The organism is Hymenobacter terrenus (genome assembly GCF_000972495.1).
In the GTDB taxonomy this organism is placed as follows: Bacteria; Bacteroidota; Bacteroidia; order Cytophagales; family Hymenobacteraceae; genus Hymenobacter; species Hymenobacter terrenus.
Genome location: NZ_LATM01000004.1, coordinates 172,254 through 190,591 on the forward strand (window position 1 = coordinate 172,254; position 18,338 = coordinate 190,591).

Sequence of the window (18,338 nt, forward strand, 5' to 3'; positions counted from 1 at the left end):
ACGGCCAAATCAAGGGTAAACACGCTGAATAGCACAAATAACTCGGTTAATCCGTAGCTGCTAGCAGTGTGTCGGACTAGAATTTATCCAAACTGAATAGGACAATGCCCATTATAGAGGCAGAGTAAGAAATAGGAAAATTAGAAGCTGTAACGTGGCGTGCGAATAGCTGGACGAGTGACCAGTCCAGGCTTAGGCAAGCGGTAGGAGAGCATAATTTCGTGTGAGCTGAAGGCTCGGGCATCTTGATTAAAGGCAATAAAGTCAAACGCGTAGCCAAGACGAACAGCATTGTCTTTGGCAAGGCTAATACCCACCAAGCCTGAAATTGATTCCTCGTGACGATAGTTTCCACCTATCCAATATTTGTCGTCGATAGTAGCACGAACGCCACCTTCGAAAGAGTAGTTCTTTGTGTTATCAAATTTGCTCTTGCTAGAAAATTCACCAGGCAATACAGCTTTTGCTAAGACCATAGGTGTGACCACAACGGAAGAAGAAGCCTCGATATTGTAGCCAGCTGTAAAATAAGCGTGATTCTCGGCTAAGTACTTGCTTGGGGTACCAGCAGTGCCGCCTGCGCTTTTGAACGAATATTCTGAACGCGCTAAATTATTGATACTAACGCCCGCGTAGAACTTCGGCGACTCGTACCAGATGCCAGCGCCCGCGTCAAACTTTTTGTCGGAAGCATTGTTAGGTACGTTAACGTCGTTAGGATCAATGGCGCGATAGGTACCTTTGCTGAGGTAAGTGTAGATGCCTTGAATACCGAACCCTAACTTACCGGAGCCCAGCTTGACATGCTGTGAATAAGATAGGGCTGCATTAGTCATTTTTGCTTGACCCACTTGGTCATAGTACACCATCAGCCCCACACCACCACTGAGAGCTTGGATGGGTAACGAAACGGTAATCATGCCTGTGCGAGGAGAACCGCCAGCATCCAAAGTGCCGTTATAGTTATAGTACTGATAGCGACCTATTAAGTTAATTTCGCCTTGACCTTTAATACCTGCGTAAGCTGGATTCAAAGACATCCCATTGAGACCATAGTGGGTGAACTGCGGCTGCTGTTGGGCAAGCGCCGAACCAGCCGCCGCCATGAGCAGCAGGGTCGCGAGTAAGGTTCCTTTCATAGGGATGGGGTGGTGAATGGTGGCGAAAGAAGAGGGGGTGGTGGGGGTGGAAGCTAATAGAATACTAGCTTCCAAATGTAAGGGAAAAACTGTCTCGAAAAAATTCAGGCAAAAAAAACCGGGGCAAAGGGAACTTGCTCCGGTTTTCAGTCTATTAACAAACTAGGCGTTAGGTTTGGCGTTCTTAGAATTGGCTTTACCCACATCAGGTTGGGCGTGACGACGAATATAGGCTTCGATAGCACCCGTCATAGAGGGAGCGTTTGGGTGGGGAGCTTCAATATCAAGGATGAGACCAGCATCGAGAACCGCCTTCGCTGTAGTAGGACCAAAAGCGGCAATGCGAGTGCCATCCTGCACAAAGTCGGGGAAGTTAATGAACAGCGAACTGATGCCAGAAGGACTAAAAAAAGCAATGCAGTCGTACTTCACATCCGACAGATCGGACAGGTCACTGGCTACGGTTCGATAAATCACCGCCTCGGTAAACTTGAGGTTGTTGGCTCGCATAAACACAGGTAGGTCATCTTTACGAATGTCGGAGCATGGGTATAAGAATTTCTCTCCTTTGTGTTTTTTGATGACTTCAAACAAGTCTGCCGCCGTACGCTCGCCCACAAACAGCTTGCGTTTGCGTAACACAATGTATTTCTGAAGATAATTGGCAGTTTGCTCGGAAATGCAGAAATACTTCATTTCGGCGGGCATCTCCAACTTAGCCTCTTGACAGATGCGAAAGAAATGGTCGACGGCGTTCCGGCTAGTAAAAATAACAGCCGTGTATTCAAGAATATTTATTTTTTCACGCCGAAAATCCTTGTAGGATACGGGCTGCACCTCTATAAATTCCCGGAAGTCCACCTGAATACCATATTTCTCGGCGATAGAGAAATATGGAGAAACATCATTGGTGGGCTTAGGCTGGGTAACTAGGATGCTACTAATGCGCTTGGCATGCCGGCCTGTCCCCGGCTTATCTGCACTCTCGGCCATACAGGAAGAAAAAGGGTAATGCTAGGACAATAAGAGGGGAGAAATGGGCTAATGCAGACAGTGAGGCGAAAGCCTATTAGTACGTAAAAACAATAAGTTTGAGTAAAACCAGCAAAGGCAGTACTTCAGTAGCACAAAGGTAGGCAAACAAATGCAGATTCAGCAGGGCGGTGTGGTGATGCAGCGTGCGGGCCACGCGTAGTACAGTACCGATGAGTACAATACCTATTACGGCACTCGCTACACCAGCCACAGTTTGTGGAAAACCGCTGTTGAGGCTGAGATAGAGCAGGAGCACCAAGGGTAGAAAGAGACCTGCGAGAAGTGTTGTACGTAAAAACTCCCGGTATTGAATGTTAATAAGGGACTGCAACCCGAAAATATACGCTAGGATGCCTACATACAGGTACTTGCCGAAGACGAACGTAGTAATGATGGCCGTATAAAGGAGCACCCGGGCAACAATGGCGGTCTCGGGCACATTGAAAAAGCGACGCAGCAAGGGCAGGTTTTGTAAATCGGTATGAATAGCGGTGAGCAACAGCGCAAACGATAATGAAAACAGCAGCACCAGCAGCAAGTTGAGCAGAGAAAAGGCCGGCTTGGCCAAGAAAGCTTGCTGGTCACTGCCATTACCGAACAGCTCCTCGATCTGGAAAATGCGGGCTAAACCTGATTGATACGTCGTTCGAACCGCACCGTAAGAAAGGCCCAATATCAGCAAAAATGCCAGGTACACATTCTGACCCTGAGGGCCTAGCACCCGGGGCTGAGCATGCCCAACCCGAGTAAGAGCGTGGCCGGCAATGTTACTACTAGCACTTACTCCCGAGAAAGATGCTAGGGCTGGTGACCCATCGGGCTGCCATACGGCAAGCAGGTGCGTGCCAGCGGCTAGGGTGGTCGGCAACAGGTGCGCTAGGTCGAGCGAGTAGGTAGTAGCAGTTTGAGCGGTGAAGATGAGTTGATTATCGAGAAACAAGCTCAGACCGGGCTGAGCCGCGAAGGACAGCGGAAAGGGTTGGCTACGGCTCACCTGTACCCATTGATAATACGCATGAGCGGGCTGGTGATAATCGGGCAGATAGAAAATGAGCCGATTGCGGGCTACGTCATGAATAAGCCAATCGTTGGAAAGGGCGGTGGAGGTAGCGGGAGGCAGTTGACGGTATTCGCTGGCGCAAACAGGACGCCAAGTGAAGGCCATCGCTAACAACAGGCTCCACAAAAGCAGCCGTGCCGCATGCCATGCACCAACTGTTGCCATGTGAGCTTACCTTATAACGGCTTCACTTTCAGCCGCCAACAACTGGCGACGAGAGATGCGGCTTTGGTAGACGCCGATGAAGAGGCTCAGCAGTGCTGAGAAGCAGACCAAGGCCGTGATTAACAAGGTGTTACCTATCGCTGCAAACCGAATGACAAACAAAATAACCAAGAGGTTGAGCAGACCTAGCAGTAGAACAGTGCTGATTTGCGAGAAGCCCATGGCTAGAATGCGATGGTGAATATGGTTTTTGTCGGGCGAGAAGGGAGAGCGGCCCGCCAGCATTCGCAGTGAAAATACTCGGATGGTATCGAAAAGTGGAACGAACAGAATGCCAACGGCCACGGATGGCGATGAGGAGGAAAAGGGCGAATTTACCTGGAGTCCCATTTCGATAAACTGAATGGCCAGAACCGATACAATGAACCCACAGACCAGGGAACCGGTATCGCCCATAAAAATGGGGGCCCGATGGAAGTTATACCGCAAAAAGCCCAGCAAGCCGCCAATCAGGCAAACGGCCACGAAGGCATAGTTACCGTAGCTGGCTCCGCCGTACAGGTAAAAATAGTAGCCGAACGTGCCACAGATAATTAAGACGATGGTGCCAGCTAGGCCATCGAGGCCATCAATGAGGTTGATGGCATTGGTGATGCCAACGATGACACCGAGGGTAAAGGCATAGCTGATACCTATGGGCAGGGTGCCAACGCCCAGAATCCCCTGAAAACTGGTGATGCGGACGTCAGCCATTATCATCACGATACCGGTGGCTAGTAGTTGACCCACAAACTTCTTCGAAACCGACATACCCACCAAATCATCTTTCAGGCCAACGAAGAAAAGGATGATGCAACCAGCCAACAATTCTTTTGCTCCGTTTTGGAGGGGGGCGAAAATAGTGAGGGCCGACATGAACCCTGCGAAAATGGCTACTCCCCCCAGGCGCGGCGTGAGCGACTGGTGCACAGTACGTCCATTAGGCGTGTCAAGCATGTTTTTGAGATGAGCAATGTAAATAATAGATGGCACGGCAAACAGCGACACCAGAAACGCCCACATCCAGGACAAGCCCAAGGGAATATCGAGGTGGTTCATAGATAATATGTTAGGTTACAAGATAACGACGACCAGTAGAGAAAGCCAGGAGAAAAGTGTGCTTAGCTATGTAACACACCTACCCGGTCGAGGAGGGCGATATGAGTAAAATTGTCGGACACGATGGAATCGGGTACGAAGATGAATTTCTTATCGAAAATCTGAGAGCCACGGTAGTAGCTCACCCAGTATTGGTTATTGAGGTGAAACAAAGCGGAGTCGATAGGCTCGACGGGTACGGCGGTGCGAGGAGCTACCTGCTCAAACAGGAAACGCAGGGTAGAAGTACGTACCTTCTCGCCATCCTCCTGCTGGCCATAGCCATTGGCATTCACGATGACGTTCTCCAAGGGGAAAGAATTGTGATTGAGTAGGTAGACTTGCCACATGGGCTGGCCTTCGGGCGTGAGGGCATCCTCATCAGGGATGATAGCTACCGAAACACCTTCTACGGGGTCAAAGGAAATATCTTGCTTCACAGGACCACAGATTTAACGGATTAAAACAGATTTAGTGGTTATCAATCAGGCGAGATGAGCACCTAGCAGATAGGTGAGGTGAGGAAGCAGACGCTCCTGCACTTCGGCAACCGACACGGAGGCGCTGCTGAGTTCCTGGGCCAGCGAGGTAACGGCTTTGTCGGTGATGCCGCAGGGGACAATGTGGCCGAAATACGTGAGGTCGGGGTTGACGTTCAGAGCAAAACCGTGCAGGGTGACCCAGCGGCTGCACTTCACACCGAGGGCGCAGATTTTGCGCGGGTTGGGGGCATCCTCTTCCCAATCGAGCCATACGCCGGTGAGGCCGGGAATACGGCCGGCGTTCAGACCGTACTCGAACAGGGTGCGAATGACGGCTTCTTCCAGGGTGCGGAGGTACCAATGGATATCGGACCGGAAGTTATCGAGGTCGAGGATGGGATAACCCACCAACTGGCCGGGGCCATGATAAGTAATGTCGCCGCCCCGATTGATGCGGTGGAAGCTGGCACCGTGGGCGGCTAGGGCGGCTTCGTCAAGCAGCAGGTGCTCGGGCTTCCCACTTTTGCCTAGGGTATAGGTATGCGGGTGCTCACAGAGCAACAGATGGTTAAGAGTTGGGGCTAGCTCATCTCCGGTTATTTCGGCCTGGCGATTTTGGGTTTTGAGAGCCAGCGTGGCAGCCATCAGCTCTTCCTGCAGGTGCCACGTGGGCACGTAATCGACCAAGCCCAGGCGCTGTACCCGTAGCCCCCGATTAGGCAAGGAGCTGGCGGCAAGCAGCGGTGGGGAAAACGACTCTACAGAAGAGGCCATAGGTGTGGGCTTATGAAACGGGACGCAAAGGTACTAAGCGTTGTAGGCTTTAGCAGCCCCTCCCCTGCCAGCTGGTTATTACCAGTTAAAGGCTAGCTTGCGGCTAATCCTTGATGACTTATCCCGGCTTTGCCTTATGGCTCACGCGCCCCACGAACTAGGCCAAGCCGGCGAGGCCGCGGCCGCTACTTTTTTTCTGGCGCTCGGCTACGAGGTACTGGCCCGCGGCTACCGCCATGGTCGGGCCGAAGTGGACCTAGTACTACGACGCAGCACCGAACTATTGGTCTTCGTGGAAGTCAAGACCCGCTCCTCCGAGCATTTTGGTCCACCGGAGACATTCGTGTCAGCGCGAAAGAAGGAGCTGTTTCGGGTAGCAGCCACGCATTTGCAGGAGGAAATGGACTGGCGCGGCGACATCCGTTTCGATATCGTGGCGCTGACCCTGCTCAGCCAGGGGTTCCGCATCGAACATTTTGAGGATGCCTTTTATTAAAGGAATGGCTCGCGTTAGTGCCCTCGCTTTTGTTGAGGCGAGTTGACCCTCTAGCGGTACTACCTCCTTTTGTTTTTGGGGGATACTTTGGCGGGGGCTTTGGGCACGGCGCGGGGGGCAGGCCGGCGCTGGCCGGGGCGGTCTTCAGCTTCGGGCTGGCCGCGCTTGTCGATGTTCTTCTCTTTATCGAAGATGGTGATGGCGTTGCGGTTATACTCGCGGACTAGCTCGGGCTCAGTCACCTCGGGGTCGTAGCCGGACTCAGCGTATTGGTACTCGTAGCGACGGCGGCCCCGGAAGCCCCAGTATTTGGTCCAGATGCCAACGCGACGGCCGTTCTCGAACTGCCCCCGCCAGTCGGGCTGGCCATTAATGAGAAACTTAGCGTAATCACCTTCGAGCTTGCCATTGACGTAAGGCACCACCTCGTTGATGAGGCTACGGTCTTCGCCGTAATAGCTCACATTGGCATCGCGCGGGAAACCCATTTCGTAGTGGGTTTTGGTGAGCAGCACGCCGTTTTTATCGAACCGCTCCCAGCGCAGGTGGCGGGTACCAAGGGAGTAATATCCGGTTTCGAGCACCTTGTTGTTTTGCAGCTTCTTATACGGACCGTGCAGGATTTTGAGGGTCGGCGCATCGTCTTCCACGGCAGCCATCTTCACCACTTTACGCTTCTTGGTGTCGTAGTAATAATGCGCGGGCGCGTAGGCATTGATGGTTTTCGGGTACTTCAGGAAGTAGAAAATTTCAATAATCTGGTTCCGGCCCTTGGGACCAGAGCGGGCAAAGGCTCGCTTGGTGCGCTCACCCAGAAACACGTTCTTCTTTTTCTTCTTGGTCTTGCGCTGGGCCTCCTTGTCGCCATCCTTGGCGGCGCGCTCTTGCTCCTTAGTAAGCAGCACCTTGCGGGCGGTACTCAACGATGGCTTGCCCTTGAGTGAGTCGGTAATTTGGGTCAGTGTGTCCGATGCGAGCACGGCCACGGACCCCTCAGAGGTGCTGTTGAAGGATACTGTTTTACGGGTGCAGGCCCACGGCAACAGCGTGAATAGCACCAGTGAAAGGCTCAGGGAACGTAGCGGCCGCAGCCACAGACGAGAAATACGCATGAACAACACGGAATAATTTCGCGGTATCAACGCAAAGGTAGGCCGGTTTGGTGCCCTCGTGGTAGGGGAGTTGTCTGGATGAGGCTGCAGCAACCAGAAAGACCACCTCTGCTCCTTACTATTACGCCTTTACCTGCCGGTTGCTCAGGTTGAGATGGTGGCCGGCTACCAGCAGATGCAGCTGTAAGCCGTGGCCACTGATGAAGTTGCCATCCGGCAGGCCCGGCAGGTTGTTGTGAGTGGCGGCGGCGGCGTCAATTATCACCACGACTTCCTCGCCGAATACTTCTACCGGCTCGCTGGGGCGCACGATGAGGCCCGTTTCCTCGCTCAGCCCAATGCCGAGCAGGGTGGGTTGGGAGAGCACGGCATTCAGCAGGCGGGAGTAGCGGCCGCGCTCGGCAAAATGCTGATCGAGCAGCACGCCAGGCAACAGGCCCAGGCCGGGCTTGGCCTCGGCGCGGCCGCCGAGCAGGCTGCGCCAGCCGTAGCCCTCAACGAGCATCGACTCGGCCATGGCGGCGGCGCCAGCGCTGGTCCCAGCCAAGATAAAAGTGTCCTCATCCTGGTATTTCTCCTTGAGAATGGTGAGGAATTCGGTATTCAGCAAGAAGTCAGTAAGGCGTTCTTGGTCGCCACCGCTCATGAATACGAGGCTGGCCTTGCGCAGTCGGGCCAGGGTGGCGGGGTCATCAGCGGGGTGGGTTTCATCCACGCGGAGGTGTCGTACGTGGGGGCAACCCAGTTGGTGCCAGGCGTGGGCGTAGGCGGCGGCAGTGCGGGCTGGCTGGCGGCGCGTGGCGGTGGTCAGGACTTCAATAGCGGCCGACGGGTCGGGTAGCAGGCTGGCCAGCAGGGCGAGCATGGGGTCGTCGTCGCCGCCGCCCAGCAGGACGAGCGTACCGCGCGGCGCGGCAACGGGAGAGGTCGAGGCAACAGGCATGGACTGCGGGTTTGGAGAGGCAAGAAAGAGCTTTGGGCCGCAAATGCGACCGTAGTCATAACAGCTAACGGGAATTTTTGGCCCGAAGCTGTGCTTTAGCCCTACTTTTGTGTTACCCTATTCTGTCCCCCAGCCCGCTTGCCTAGCGAAGCACTCTCCCATCCCCTCTTCATGCAGCCGCAGACCCTGGAAACCATCACGTCCCTGATTCAGGAGGGCGAATTTTTCAAGCTAAAGCAGGTTCTTCGCGGTTTTCAACCGTCGGAGTTGGTCGCCCTCATTGAGGAAGAGGAGGAACGGGAGCAGCTCATTATCTTCCGGCTGCTGCCTCTGAAGCTGGCCACTGAGGTGTTCGAATACCTTGACTTGGAGGTGCAACGACATTTTCTCGACAACCTGGCCCAAGACAAAATGGCCGACATCCTCAATGAGATGTCGCCGGACGACCGCACGGCCCTGCTCGAATTCCTGCCCGCCAACTTTGTGGCCGAGCTGGTGCAGAGCCTCTCGGAAGAGGAGCGCAAGGTGACCTTGCAGCTGCTGGGCTACCCCGAGTACTCGGTGGGCCGCCTGATGACTCCTGACTACATCGCCATCCGCGAAAACTGGACGGTGCAGCAGGTGCTCGACTACATCCGGCAGCACGGCGGGCAGTCCGAAACGCTAAGTATGCTCTACGTGACCGACGCGCACGGTGTACTCATTGACGACATCCGAATTCGGGAGTTTTTGCTGGCAGCCCCTACGGCCCGGGTGCGCGACCTGATGGACCGCCGCTTCGTGCAGCTCCAAGCCAACCAGGACCAGGAAGAAGCCATCGATATTTTCCGGCGAAACGACCGCAACGCCCTGCCCGTGGTATCAGACCAGGGCATCCTGCTCGGCATCGTGACCATCGATGACATCCTAAGCATTCGCGAGCAGGAGGACACCGAGGACATGCAGAAGCTCGGTGGCTCCGAGGCTCTCGATGAGCCGTATCTGGCCACGCCGCTCCTGCGCATGGTGCAGAAGCGGGCCGGCTGGCTGGTGGTGCTGTTTTTGGGGGAATTATTGACGGCCTCAGCCATGCAGTTCTTTGAAGGGGAGCTGCAAAAGGCCATTGTACTGGTGCAGTTCATTCCACTCATCATCAGTTCGGGCGGCAACTCGGGCTCGCAGGCTACTTCGCTCATCATTCGGGCCATGGCGCTGGGCGAGTTCACCCTAGGTGAATGGTGGCGGGTGTTGCGGCGGGAGTTATTGTCGGGCCTGGCGCTGGGGGTGATTCTGGGTATTGTCGGCTTTGCCCGCATTGCCGTCTGGCAAAGCCTCACCCCTATTTATGGGCCGCACTGGTTGATGGTGGCGCTCACGGTGGGCATCGCGCTAGTGGGCATTGTGCTATGGGGCTCGCTGGCCGGGTCTATGCTACCGCTGCTGCTGAAGAAAGCCGGCCTGGACCCCGCTACTTCGTCGGCACCCTTTGTAGCTACTCTGGTAGATGTGACGGGGCTTATTATCTACTTCACGGTAGCACTGGTGATGCTGCACGGTACGCTGCTTTAAGTCCTCATGCTGCCTTTCTCGCGCCGTGCCGCCAAATCAGCAGTCGTGCAATGGGGGGCTTACACATGGGTCTTAGCGGGTGGAGCACTAGCTTTTTCTAGCTGTGCCGTGGTAGGTAGAGTGGAGCAGCTGGACGATGACTACTACCATTTAGTGCGCAGCGCTTCGTACGACTCACTGGTTGCCGCCCTGCCGCTTACCAAGCAACTCTACGTGCAGCAGCACGCCGATACTCTGCTGCTAACGCCCGATGCCCCCGGGGCGCCCGTTACCTACCGCTACCGCCTCCAGCCCAATCACCGGCTGCTGCTGCTACGCCGCCGCCTGGACCTCGACGTTTTTACCATTCCGTTCAAGGTGCGGCCGCCCCAAGGAGGCGTGCCAGTACAGCTCAATACCAATTTCAACGCCGCTATTTACGTGGGACGTCGGCTCGATTTCTATTCCTTACGAACCAAGCACACCACACCCTTCGGAGCCACGGCACGGATTCAGGCTACAGGGCTCGGCTACGGCGCGTTTGTGGGGGTCGGCTCCACGCTCGTCAGCGCCGATGTGACCCGCCAGCGCCCCAGTACCACTGAATATGAGGGGCTAGTAGTACACAGTGGCTTAGCTACCATTTACGATGCCCGGGCGTTCAACATCGGCTTAGCAGTTGGCATCGACCAGCTTTGGGGCCCCGATGGCTCCTATTGGGTATACCAGCATAAGCCTTGGTTCGGGGTCCTCTTTGGGCTGGATTTGAACTAGCGCATGATCATGACACTCAGGCTTGGTGTACATGTCTCGCCACTTATGCCGGCTTATGTCAGTGCATCAGTAACATGGTTCGCCACTCGTGCCGGGCAGGTGGGCACACAACAATATGCGAGCCGGCCTTCGACGAATGCCTCGACTTATACCGCTAAAGTACGATGCTATTGGGTAGCCTAGAACAGGGACGGAAAAGACAATTAGCCAGTTACATGTAAAAAAAGAAGCTGCCGAGATACCTCAGCAGCTTCCTTACTTAATCAGCGACGGTGCAGCCCGTACGGTTAGGCTGGATTAGAAACGGGGGAAACCGGGGAAACTGGGGATACCGGGGAAACTAGGGATGACGATACCGAGGGCCCGAAGAGCAGCGTCAAAAGCGGCGCGGTCAGTAAACTGTACTCCGTTGATAGAACCGGAGAAGACACCGTTAGTGGTGCTGCTAGCAACGGACGTTCCACCACCAGAAGAACTGGTATTGGTGGTACCATTGCTGCTCGATGAAGAGGAGCTGGACGAAGAACCGGTTTGAGCGAAGGCGCCGGTGGCAACCAGCGAGAGGGCGAGAACACCAATTAGTTTTTTCATAGTGACAAAGTGAAAGTTGAGCATTGTTGAAAAAAAACGAAAAAGTGGGCTGCGGCCACTGCAATCTTTGGTGGAATCATGCCCCTGAAGCCACGAAGCAACAGCTGTAAGTGGAGCAACAGATTGCCTGATTTCAACGTTAAAACGCTAAGCCTACCCTGATGTTGTGTTGGTTACCTATTTTTTTTGCGGCGCTAAGCTATAAAGTTAGTCCTGATGATTTCTAATCAAAACTATAAATCCACAGCACCTCATCATTCAGAGAATATTACTGACTTTACGAGCAGCAAAAATTCTCCAAATAAAAAAAATACTAATTCGCTAATCTTCGTCGACGACCAAAAAGCGCGCAAGAATAACCATAGACTCAATTGCACTTATCCACTATTCCGTACGGTCCTACTCCAGCTTGCGGCGGTTGGCCTTCTTCTCGCCCAGAATCTTTTTAGCTTCTAGGCGCTTGCGCACAGCGGCTTTACCAGGCTTGGTGGCTTTGCGGGGCTTGGGGCGGCGCAGACTTTTTTGCAACAACTCGTAGAAGCGGGCCAAGGCAATTTCCTTATTGCGCAACTGGCTACGGTCGTCCTGGGCGGTTACCAGAAGCAGGCCTTCGGCAGTGAGCTGGTTGCCCAGCTTTTCCAGAATCAGGGTCTTCTGCTCTCCAGTCAGTACCTGCGAATTCCGCAACGGAAAGCGCAGCTCCACCCGCGATTCCACCTTATTTACATTTTGCCCACCCGGACCGCTGGACCGACTGGTCTGGAAGGTGATTTCGGGTAGGAAGGCGTCAGCAGGCGGAAGCATGGGATTGAGTTATCAGTTATTAAATTATGAGGTAAAATTGGCTGACTTCGCTAGACCAATTTTACCTCATAATTTATAACTCACAATTATTTTTCCAGCAGCATAGCACCGTAGGAGTATCCACCGCCAAATACGGTGATGATGACCTTATCACCGCTCTTCAGATTATTCCATACTTCGGCCAAGCCAATGGCGGCACCAGCGCAGCCCGTGTTGCCGAGACGCTCGATATTGCTCACGGCGCGGGCCGGGTCGATGCCGAGCTGCTTGGTCACGTTTTTCGAGATGCGCAGATTGGCCTGGTGCGGAATAAGATAGGTAAGGTCGGCCGTGGCAATGTGGTGCCGGTCGAGCAAAGTCTCGGTCACCTTGGCCATGTAGAGGCAAGCCTGCTGAAACACATCGCGGCCGAAGGGCATGACAATGCCCTTTTCCACCGGCTTTAGGGTTACGGCTTCGTCGGCCTTGCTCACCGGGGCCGCCCCGCCGGTGATAACCTCGGCAATGTGTAGGTCATCAGCGCTGAGGCGCTCTTTGCAGATGAGTAGGGCCGCAGCGCCATCCCCCCAAAGATGGCCCGCCATGGTATCTTCTTCGTTGTTGTAGGCGGTGTTGTGCTCGCTCACCACTACCACGGCGCGGGTGGCCTTGCCCATGGCAAAGTAGCCCTCCACAATTTCCACGGCGTTCAGCAGTGAAGAGCAGGCCGAGGAAATGCTGACCGTTGGGATTTCGTTCACGCCCAAGTCGCGCTGCACGGCGTGGGCGGCCGTGAAAATAGTATCGTGCGGCGTGTAGGTACCCACCACAATAAGGTCGACCGTATCCGGGGCAAAAGCGGGCGCAGCAGCCAGCACAGCACGGGTGGCAGCTATGGCCATGGTATTGGCATTTTCGCCGGGAGCCGCTTTGCGGCGCTCCTGAATGCCGGTTCGCTCAATTATCCACTCGTTGGCTAGGCCATTGAGGCGGGTGAAGTGAGCATTGGTCACGACTGCCTCCGGGAGGTAGGCAGCCACATGATGAAGATACACAGGGTAGTGTTGGATGGGGAATTTTAACTGCCTTGCGGCTGGTCAAAGGTACGGTACCCAGCCTGCGACGGTCGGGCCCGCCTGCTATTATGCCCGAATTTTATACCCCTGCTGCTTTTACCGACGGGTGGAAGATATCAACCCAGTCTAGCGCCAATTCGGGTAGCGTGTGGCACGCAATCGGGCCGGGCCTGTAAAAGCTGCCCACGGTCTGGTAGCGCTCCTCGTGCAACGCATATACCGCCATGCCCTGCTTGCCCGGCGATACTATCCAGTATTCCAGCACGCCGCTCTCCTCGTAGAGGTCGAACTTCACCTTCGTATCGTAGGCCATCGTACTGGCCGACAGAATTTCCACCACCAGCGTTGGGGTACCCACACAGCCCCGCTCGTCCAGCTGCCCCGCATCGCACACCACGCAGATGTCGGGCTGAACCACAGTCTGAATCTGCTGGTCACCATTGGCCCCGGCAGTGGTCAGCCGCACATCGAAAGGTGCCACGAACACTTTGCAGCTTTTAGCGGCAAGGTGGTTTGCCAGTGCCGTAATGTATTCTATAACAGCCTACCAAGTCGGGCTTACTCTTTGGCTATGCGTCCGCTGCCGCGCACCGAGCTACTCATTTGACCGCCACCAGCCACAAACACGTTGCCCGAGCCTGAGATGCTGGCTTCAGCTGTCTTGCTGGCATACACGTGGGCATTGCCCGACCCGCTAACGCGCACCGTGCAGGTTTCGGTTTTCAGGTTGTGCGCTTTCACGTTGCCCGAGCCGCTGATGCGAATTTCCTGGTTCGGGCAATTGCCTCCAATCAGCACAGTCCCCGAGCCGGCCACCGCCGTTTCGAGGCTGGAGGCAGTGAGCTGCGGCACCAGCAGATTACCCGAGCCAGCCATTGCCAGGGTTATAGCATTGGCTTTCAAAGGGCCCTCTACTTCGAGCTTGCCGGAGCCGCCCACGCGCAAGGCGGTAAGGTCGGGCGCCGTCACATACACCGTCACCGGTTCTTGGGATTTATTGTCGAACCAGCCTTTTTTATCATTGTCCCGACGGTGGCGCAGGTGGAGCTGCTTGTTTTCCACCACGGTTTCAAATCTGGCCAAGGCCTCGGGAGAGGCTTCTACCACTACGCTTTGTGGACTGCCCTGCTTAAGCACCACGTGCGCCGAGCCCCCAAGACTGACTTCTGTGAATGGACCCACCGACCGGGTTTCGCGCTGGGCTTCGAGCCGCACCGTGCTGAATGATGAAAGAATTCCTGCGACCACGACCACCAGCCCGGCCCACATTAATTGAATACGCAGCTTGTTCATTAGAAAAAGGTGAAAAGTAAATAATTTACGAAACGCTTAGCGCTAACCAAGGATGCTATTGTAACTACGAAGGTTGCCGGGTTGAGCTACACCTCCGCAAATACCTCGCTCCACTCCAGCAGGAGGCCCGGTAGGGGACGCACCGGAATGGGGCCGGGCGTGAAATACTCACCGACCAACTGGTACTGGCCATTTTCGAGCACATAAGCCGCCACGGTTTTCACCCCCAGAAAAACTATCCAGTACTCCAGCACCCCACTTTCTTCGTAGAGGTCGAACTTTATTTTGGTGTCGCGGGCGATGTTGCCAGGCGAGAGGATTTCAATAATCCAGTCCGGCGCGCCCAGGCAGCCGCAGTCGTCGAGCTTGGTCCGGTCCGCATACCACGCAGATGTCGGGCTGCACTACTGTCTGAATCTGCTGGTCACCATCGGCTCCGGCAGTGGTCAGCCGCACATCGAAAGGGGCATGGTATACTTGGTGTCGCTGGCCTTTTAAATGCTGTCGGATTTCGCCCAAAAGGTTACCTGAATAAATCTGATGCAGCCGATTAGGACCCGCCATCGGCCGCATCAGCCTTCCCCTGATAAGCTCCACCAATTCGTCGAACCGCTACGTCAGGTAGTCAGCGTAACTATATTTTTGGTCGGGGTCGAGCTGCGAAAGTGAGGTGATGAAAGCCATAGGGAAGGATGCGTTGCGCGTCAATAAAAATACGCGAGTCCAGCGCCCACGACTAAAATCCGACGTGCAGGCGAACGGCTATCTCGTGGACCGCCCGCTGTATTACAATTCCCCCATGCGTTCGATGCCCCTTCATTCCAATGAAGCCGTAAGCGCCAAGTAGGCGTGGTGTTTCAAACTGACGCCATTCTCCGAAACTTCTACGGTCTCGCCGGGAAGGCTTTCGCTATTTTTGCCCCATGCCTTTGCTTCACCATCTCGACCAAGGCCAGGGCCGGCCCCTGGTCATCCTCCACGGCCTGTTTGGCACGCTCGACAACTGGCAGACGCTGGCCCGACGCTGGGCCACCGAAGCCGGCCTGCGCGTCATCAGCGTGGATTTGCGCAATCATGGCCGCTCCTTCCACAGCCCCGAGCACTCCTACCCGCTCATGGTGGAAGATGTGCTGGCCTTGTTCGACCACCTTCAACTGGGAGCCGATACGACGCTCCTCGGCCACAGCATGGGTGGCAAGGTGGCCATGTGCCTGGCCCTGGCCCACCCTGAGCGGTTGGCCCGGCTTATCGTCATCGATATTGCCCCACGCTTCTCCGACATGCGCCACCAAGACGATATCCTGGACGGCCTGCACGCAGTAGACCTCGCCGCCATCAGTAGCCGGCAGGAAGCCGACACCGCCCTGGCTCCGCACGTTCGCAACCTAGGCACCCGGCAGTTTTTGCTAAAAAATCTGTACCGCAAGGAGGATAATTCCTTCGCTTGGCGCATCAATCTCGATGTGCTCGCGGCCCAATTGCCGGCCATCGGCGAAGCCACGGAAAGCCACACCCCCTTTCTGAAGCCAGCGCTGTTTATCCGGGGCGGCAACTCCGATTATATCACAGCGGAGGACAAGCTGCACGACATTCCGACACTATTCCCGAACTCCCAGGTAGCCACAGTGGTCGATGCCGGCCATTGGGTACATGCTGAAAAGCCAGAGGAAGTTTTCGGGTTGGTGCGCGCCTTTGCGCTGAGTTGATAATAGCCTCTTTAATTCTTCCCTACTTAACCTTCGACGCCTAATTGCTGTACCTCATCCCCACGCCGCTTGCCGAAGACACGGTGCCTCAGGTACTACCGCCCCAGGTAGTGGCAGCCGTGGCGGCCCTCCCCTACTTCCTGGTAGAGAACGCACGTACAGCCCGGCGCTTCGTAAAAAGCGTGGCTCCGCACCGCGTGATTGAGGACATCCGCTTCACAGTTATCGACAAAGACAGCACCGACGCCGAGGTGCGCGCCGCCCTGGTTCCCCTGACGAAAGAAGGAATCGACGGCGGCATTCTCAGCGAAGCGGGCTGCCCCGGCATTGCCGACCCCGGCGCGGCGCTGGTGCGCGAGGCTCATCGGCTGGGCATTAAAGTGGGGCCGCTGGTGGGGCCATCTTCGCTGTTATTAGCGCTAATGGCATCTGGCCTGAATGGGCAGCAGTTTGCGTTTCACGGGTACTTGCCCATTGAAAAGGCACCGCGCGTGGCAGCCATTAAAACGCTGGAAAAAGAAGCACAGCAGCGGCAGCAGTCGCAGTTGTTTATTGAAACTCCCTATCGCAACGGAGCATTGTTTGCCGATTTACTAGCCCACTTGCAGCCCGACACCCGCCTGTGCGTGGCTGCTGACGTGACCGGTACCGACGAATTTATCAAGACCCTATCGGTAGCCGACTGGCGGCGCCTGCCAGCCCCAGCGCTGCACAAGATTCCGACGGTATTTGTGCTCGGCACCTAGGACTGAGAAAGAAGCCTCCGGCCTCTGATTTGGAAGGCCGGAAGTCTCTTTCTCAGCTAATCGCGGCTCTTACGAGGCCTTAACCACAAACTGCAAGTTCTCGGTCCGCACTACCTCTTCCGCGATGGGCAATACAGTTTCGCCATGCTGGCTCATGTCGAGGCCATGGGCTTCGTGAATGGCATTTACTCGAATGGGGATGAGCAGGTTGGTAAACTTATAGAGCAGATAGGAGCCGCCGAAAGTAAAGACCGAGATGAAGGCCAGTGCGCCCAGATGGTGCCAGAGCAAGGTAACTGAGCCGGTAATCAGGCCGCCTTCTTTGGCGAAGATGGCCGTCATAATCATGCCCACGATGCCGCCTACGCCGTGGCAGGGAAACACATCGAGCGTGTCGTCGAGCGTAGTGCGGTTTTTCAAATCGACCGCACCGGCACTGATGGCCGCCGATACCACCCCAATGAACAGCGCCGGGCCATAGTTCACGTAGCCCGCGGCGGGCGTGATGGCCACTAAACCTACTACCGCCCCAATAGCCGCCCCTGCCGCTGAGGGCCGCTGCCCGCGCACGGCTTCAATCATCATCCAGGTGAGCATGGCGGCGGCTGAGGCTAAGTGCGTGGTCATAAAGGCCTGCACAGCTACCGTATTGGCGGCCAGGGCTGAGCCGGCGTTGAAACCAAACCAGCCAAACCAGAGCAGGCCCGTGCCGATGAGGATGAACGGCACGTTGGGGGGCACGTGGGTGTGGCCTTCGAGGTGGGAGTGCCGACGACCCAGCGCCAGGGCGCCGGCCAGCGCCGCGAAGCCCGCCGAGATGTGCACCACCGTGCCTCCGGCAAAGTCGAGCACCCCCCATTTGAGTAGGAAGCCATCGGGGTGCCAGGTCCAGTGGGCCAGGGGGCAGTAGATGAGCAGACTGAACAGGCACATGAACAAGAGGTAGCCCCAGAAACGAATTCGCTCGGCAAAGGCGCCACTGATGAGAGCCGGCGTAATGATGGCGAACTTCAGTTGGAACGCGGCGAAAAGCACCAGTGGCAAGTTTGTGGCTAGGCGTGGGTGCGGGGCGGTGCCCACGTGATTGAACATGAAGAACGTCATCGGATTGCCGATAACGCCGCCGATGCTGTCGCCAAACGCCAGCGAAAAACCGACCACATACCACAGCATTGAAATCACGCCCAAGGCTATAAAGCTCTGTAGCATGGTGGAAATAACGTTGCGCTTGCTCACCATGCCGCCGTAGAAAAAAGCCAGACCTGGTGTCATCAATAACACGAGGCCGGAGGCGGACAACATCCAAGCTAAATCGGCGGGGTTGAAGGCGTTGGGTTTAGCGTCGGGGTGGTCTTGAGGCAGAAACGCTGCCAAGCCGGCTAATAGTAAGATCAAGCCTAAGCAGGCGGTAGCTAAATATTGCTTGCGAGTCATAATATGAGTGAATTCAAAGGCACTCCGCGAAATTAAGCAACTATTTACTTGATACCCCATCACGA

At 55.6% G+C, this 18,338-nt stretch carries 21 protein-coding genes; 5 read left to right on the top strand and 16 right to left on the bottom strand.

Annotation, left to right across the window (positions count from 1 at the left end):
• Positions 1 to 140: 140 nt before the first annotated feature.
• The 6 genes from WX88_RS08880 to lipB form a co-directional block, all read right to left on the bottom strand.
• A complete protein-coding gene (locus tag WX88_RS08880) occupies positions 141 to 1,139 on the bottom strand; it encodes a PorP/SprF family type IX secretion system membrane protein (RefSeq protein WP_046243993.1) in 999 nt (332 codons plus the stop codon).
• 162 nt (positions 1,140 to 1,301) lie between these two features.
• Positions 1,302 to 2,132, bottom strand: a complete 831-nt coding sequence (locus tag WX88_RS08885) for a uroporphyrinogen-III synthase (protein ID WP_046243994.1) — start codon at positions 2,130 to 2,132, stop codon at positions 1,302 to 1,304.
• Between the two features lie 76 nt (positions 2,133 to 2,208).
• Positions 2,209 to 3,339: a DUF4271 domain-containing protein gene (locus WX88_RS08890; RefSeq protein ID WP_046243995.1), complete on the bottom strand. Its 1,131-nt coding sequence runs from the start codon at positions 3,337 to 3,339 to the stop codon at positions 2,209 to 2,211.
• 66 nt (positions 3,340 to 3,405) lie between these two features.
• Complete coding sequence (locus tag WX88_RS08895) at positions 3,406 to 4,497, bottom strand: undecaprenyl-phosphate alpha-N-acetylglucosaminyl 1-phosphate transferase (RefSeq protein WP_046243996.1); 1,092 nt, start codon at positions 4,495 to 4,497, stop codon at positions 3,406 to 3,408.
• Between the two features lie 62 nt (positions 4,498 to 4,559).
• Positions 4,560 to 4,976 carry a hypothetical protein gene (locus tag WX88_RS08900; RefSeq protein ID WP_046243997.1) on the bottom strand — a complete coding sequence of 139 codons (417 nt, stop codon included), beginning with the start codon at positions 4,974 to 4,976 and terminating at the stop codon, positions 4,560 to 4,562.
• A 45-nt stretch (positions 4,977 to 5,021) separates the two neighbouring features.
• Positions 5,022 to 5,792: a lipoyl(octanoyl) transferase LipB gene (lipB, locus tag WX88_RS08905; RefSeq protein WP_046243998.1), complete on the bottom strand. Its 771-nt coding sequence runs from the start codon at positions 5,790 to 5,792 to the stop codon at positions 5,022 to 5,024.
• 136 nt (positions 5,793 to 5,928) lie between these two features.
• Here lipB and WX88_RS08910 point away from each other — a divergent pair, with 136 nt between their 5' ends.
• Entirely contained in the window at positions 5,929 to 6,288 is a 360-nt protein-coding gene (locus tag WX88_RS08910) for a YraN family protein (RefSeq protein ID WP_046243999.1), read from the top strand.
• Between the two features lie 59 nt (positions 6,289 to 6,347).
• Here WX88_RS08910 and WX88_RS08915 read toward each other — a convergent pair whose 3' ends face one another.
• Together WX88_RS08915 and WX88_RS08920 are read right to left on the bottom strand one after the other, a co-directional pair.
• Positions 6,348 to 7,400, bottom strand: coding sequence for a toxin-antitoxin system YwqK family antitoxin (locus WX88_RS08915; RefSeq protein WP_052732509.1), 1,053 nt, complete (start codon positions 7,398 to 7,400; stop codon positions 6,348 to 6,350).
• A 121-nt stretch (positions 7,401 to 7,521) separates the two neighbouring features.
• Positions 7,522 to 8,343, bottom strand: a complete 822-nt coding sequence (locus WX88_RS08920; protein ID WP_046244000.1) for a cyanophycinase — start codon at positions 8,341 to 8,343, stop codon at positions 7,522 to 7,524.
• Positions 8,344 to 8,514: 171 nt separating this feature from the next.
• Here WX88_RS08920 and mgtE point away from each other — a divergent pair, with 171 nt between their 5' ends.
• Entirely contained in the window at positions 8,515 to 9,891 is a 1,377-nt protein-coding gene (mgtE, locus tag WX88_RS08925; protein ID WP_046244001.1) for a magnesium transporter, read from the top strand.
• 6 nt (positions 9,892 to 9,897) lie between these two features.
• Positions 9,898 to 10,644, top strand: a complete 747-nt coding sequence (locus tag WX88_RS08930; protein WP_197076725.1) for a hypothetical protein — start codon at positions 9,898 to 9,900, stop codon at positions 10,642 to 10,644.
• A gap of 297 nt (positions 10,645 to 10,941) precedes the next feature.
• On the opposite strand, the gene WX88_RS29930 is transcribed toward WX88_RS08930, so the two are convergent.
• From WX88_RS29930 to WX88_RS31760, 7 genes are all read right to left on the bottom strand, one after another.
• Positions 10,942 to 11,235, bottom strand: a complete 294-nt coding sequence (locus tag WX88_RS29930) for a hypothetical protein (protein ID WP_156176028.1) — start codon at positions 11,233 to 11,235, stop codon at positions 10,942 to 10,944.
• 399 nt (positions 11,236 to 11,634) lie between these two features.
• On the bottom strand, positions 11,635 to 12,039 hold the full coding sequence (arfB, locus tag WX88_RS08935) for an alternative ribosome rescue aminoacyl-tRNA hydrolase ArfB (RefSeq protein WP_046244003.1): 405 nt from the start codon (positions 12,037 to 12,039) through the stop codon (positions 11,635 to 11,637).
• A gap of 86 nt (positions 12,040 to 12,125) precedes the next feature.
• Positions 12,126 to 13,073 (bottom strand): 3-oxoacyl-ACP synthase III family protein, encoded by a 948-nt coding sequence (locus tag WX88_RS08940; RefSeq protein ID WP_046244004.1) that lies wholly within the window; start codon positions 13,071 to 13,073, stop codon positions 12,126 to 12,128.
• A gap of 100 nt (positions 13,074 to 13,173) precedes the next feature.
• Positions 13,174 to 13,632 (bottom strand): Uma2 family endonuclease, encoded by a 459-nt coding sequence (locus WX88_RS08945; RefSeq protein ID WP_082115933.1) that lies wholly within the window; start codon positions 13,630 to 13,632, stop codon positions 13,174 to 13,176.
• Between the two features lie 20 nt (positions 13,633 to 13,652).
• Positions 13,653 to 14,387 carry a head GIN domain-containing protein gene (locus WX88_RS27400; RefSeq protein ID WP_052732511.1) on the bottom strand — a complete coding sequence of 245 codons (735 nt, stop codon included), beginning with the start codon at positions 14,385 to 14,387 and terminating at the stop codon, positions 13,653 to 13,655.
• Positions 14,388 to 14,473: 86 nt separating this feature from the next.
• Positions 14,474 to 14,734, bottom strand: coding sequence for a Uma2 family endonuclease (locus WX88_RS31755; RefSeq protein ID WP_316932319.1), 261 nt, complete (start codon positions 14,732 to 14,734; stop codon positions 14,474 to 14,476).
• A complete protein-coding gene (locus tag WX88_RS31760; RefSeq protein ID WP_316932317.1) occupies positions 14,709 to 14,960 on the bottom strand; it encodes a Uma2 family endonuclease in 252 nt (83 codons plus the stop codon). The genes WX88_RS31755 and WX88_RS31760 overlap by 26 nt, the downstream gene beginning before the upstream one ends.
• Before the next feature lie 350 nt (positions 14,961 to 15,310).
• Here WX88_RS31760 and WX88_RS08960 point away from each other — a divergent pair, with 350 nt between their 5' ends.
• Together WX88_RS08960 and WX88_RS08965 are read left to right on the top strand one after the other, a co-directional pair.
• Positions 15,311 to 16,093, top strand: coding sequence for an alpha/beta fold hydrolase (locus WX88_RS08960; RefSeq protein ID WP_197076726.1), 783 nt, complete (start codon positions 15,311 to 15,313; stop codon positions 16,091 to 16,093).
• Between the two features lie 44 nt (positions 16,094 to 16,137).
• Positions 16,138 to 16,839, top strand: a complete 702-nt coding sequence (locus WX88_RS08965; protein ID WP_046244006.1) for an SAM-dependent methyltransferase — start codon at positions 16,138 to 16,140, stop codon at positions 16,837 to 16,839.
• A 69-nt stretch (positions 16,840 to 16,908) separates the two neighbouring features.
• On the opposite strand, the gene WX88_RS08970 is transcribed toward WX88_RS08965, so the two are convergent.
• Positions 16,909 to 18,273 carry an ammonium transporter gene (locus tag WX88_RS08970; protein ID WP_052732512.1) on the bottom strand — a complete coding sequence of 455 codons (1,365 nt, stop codon included), beginning with the start codon at positions 18,271 to 18,273 and terminating at the stop codon, positions 16,909 to 16,911.
• Between the last annotated feature and the right edge of the window lie 65 nt (positions 18,274 to 18,338).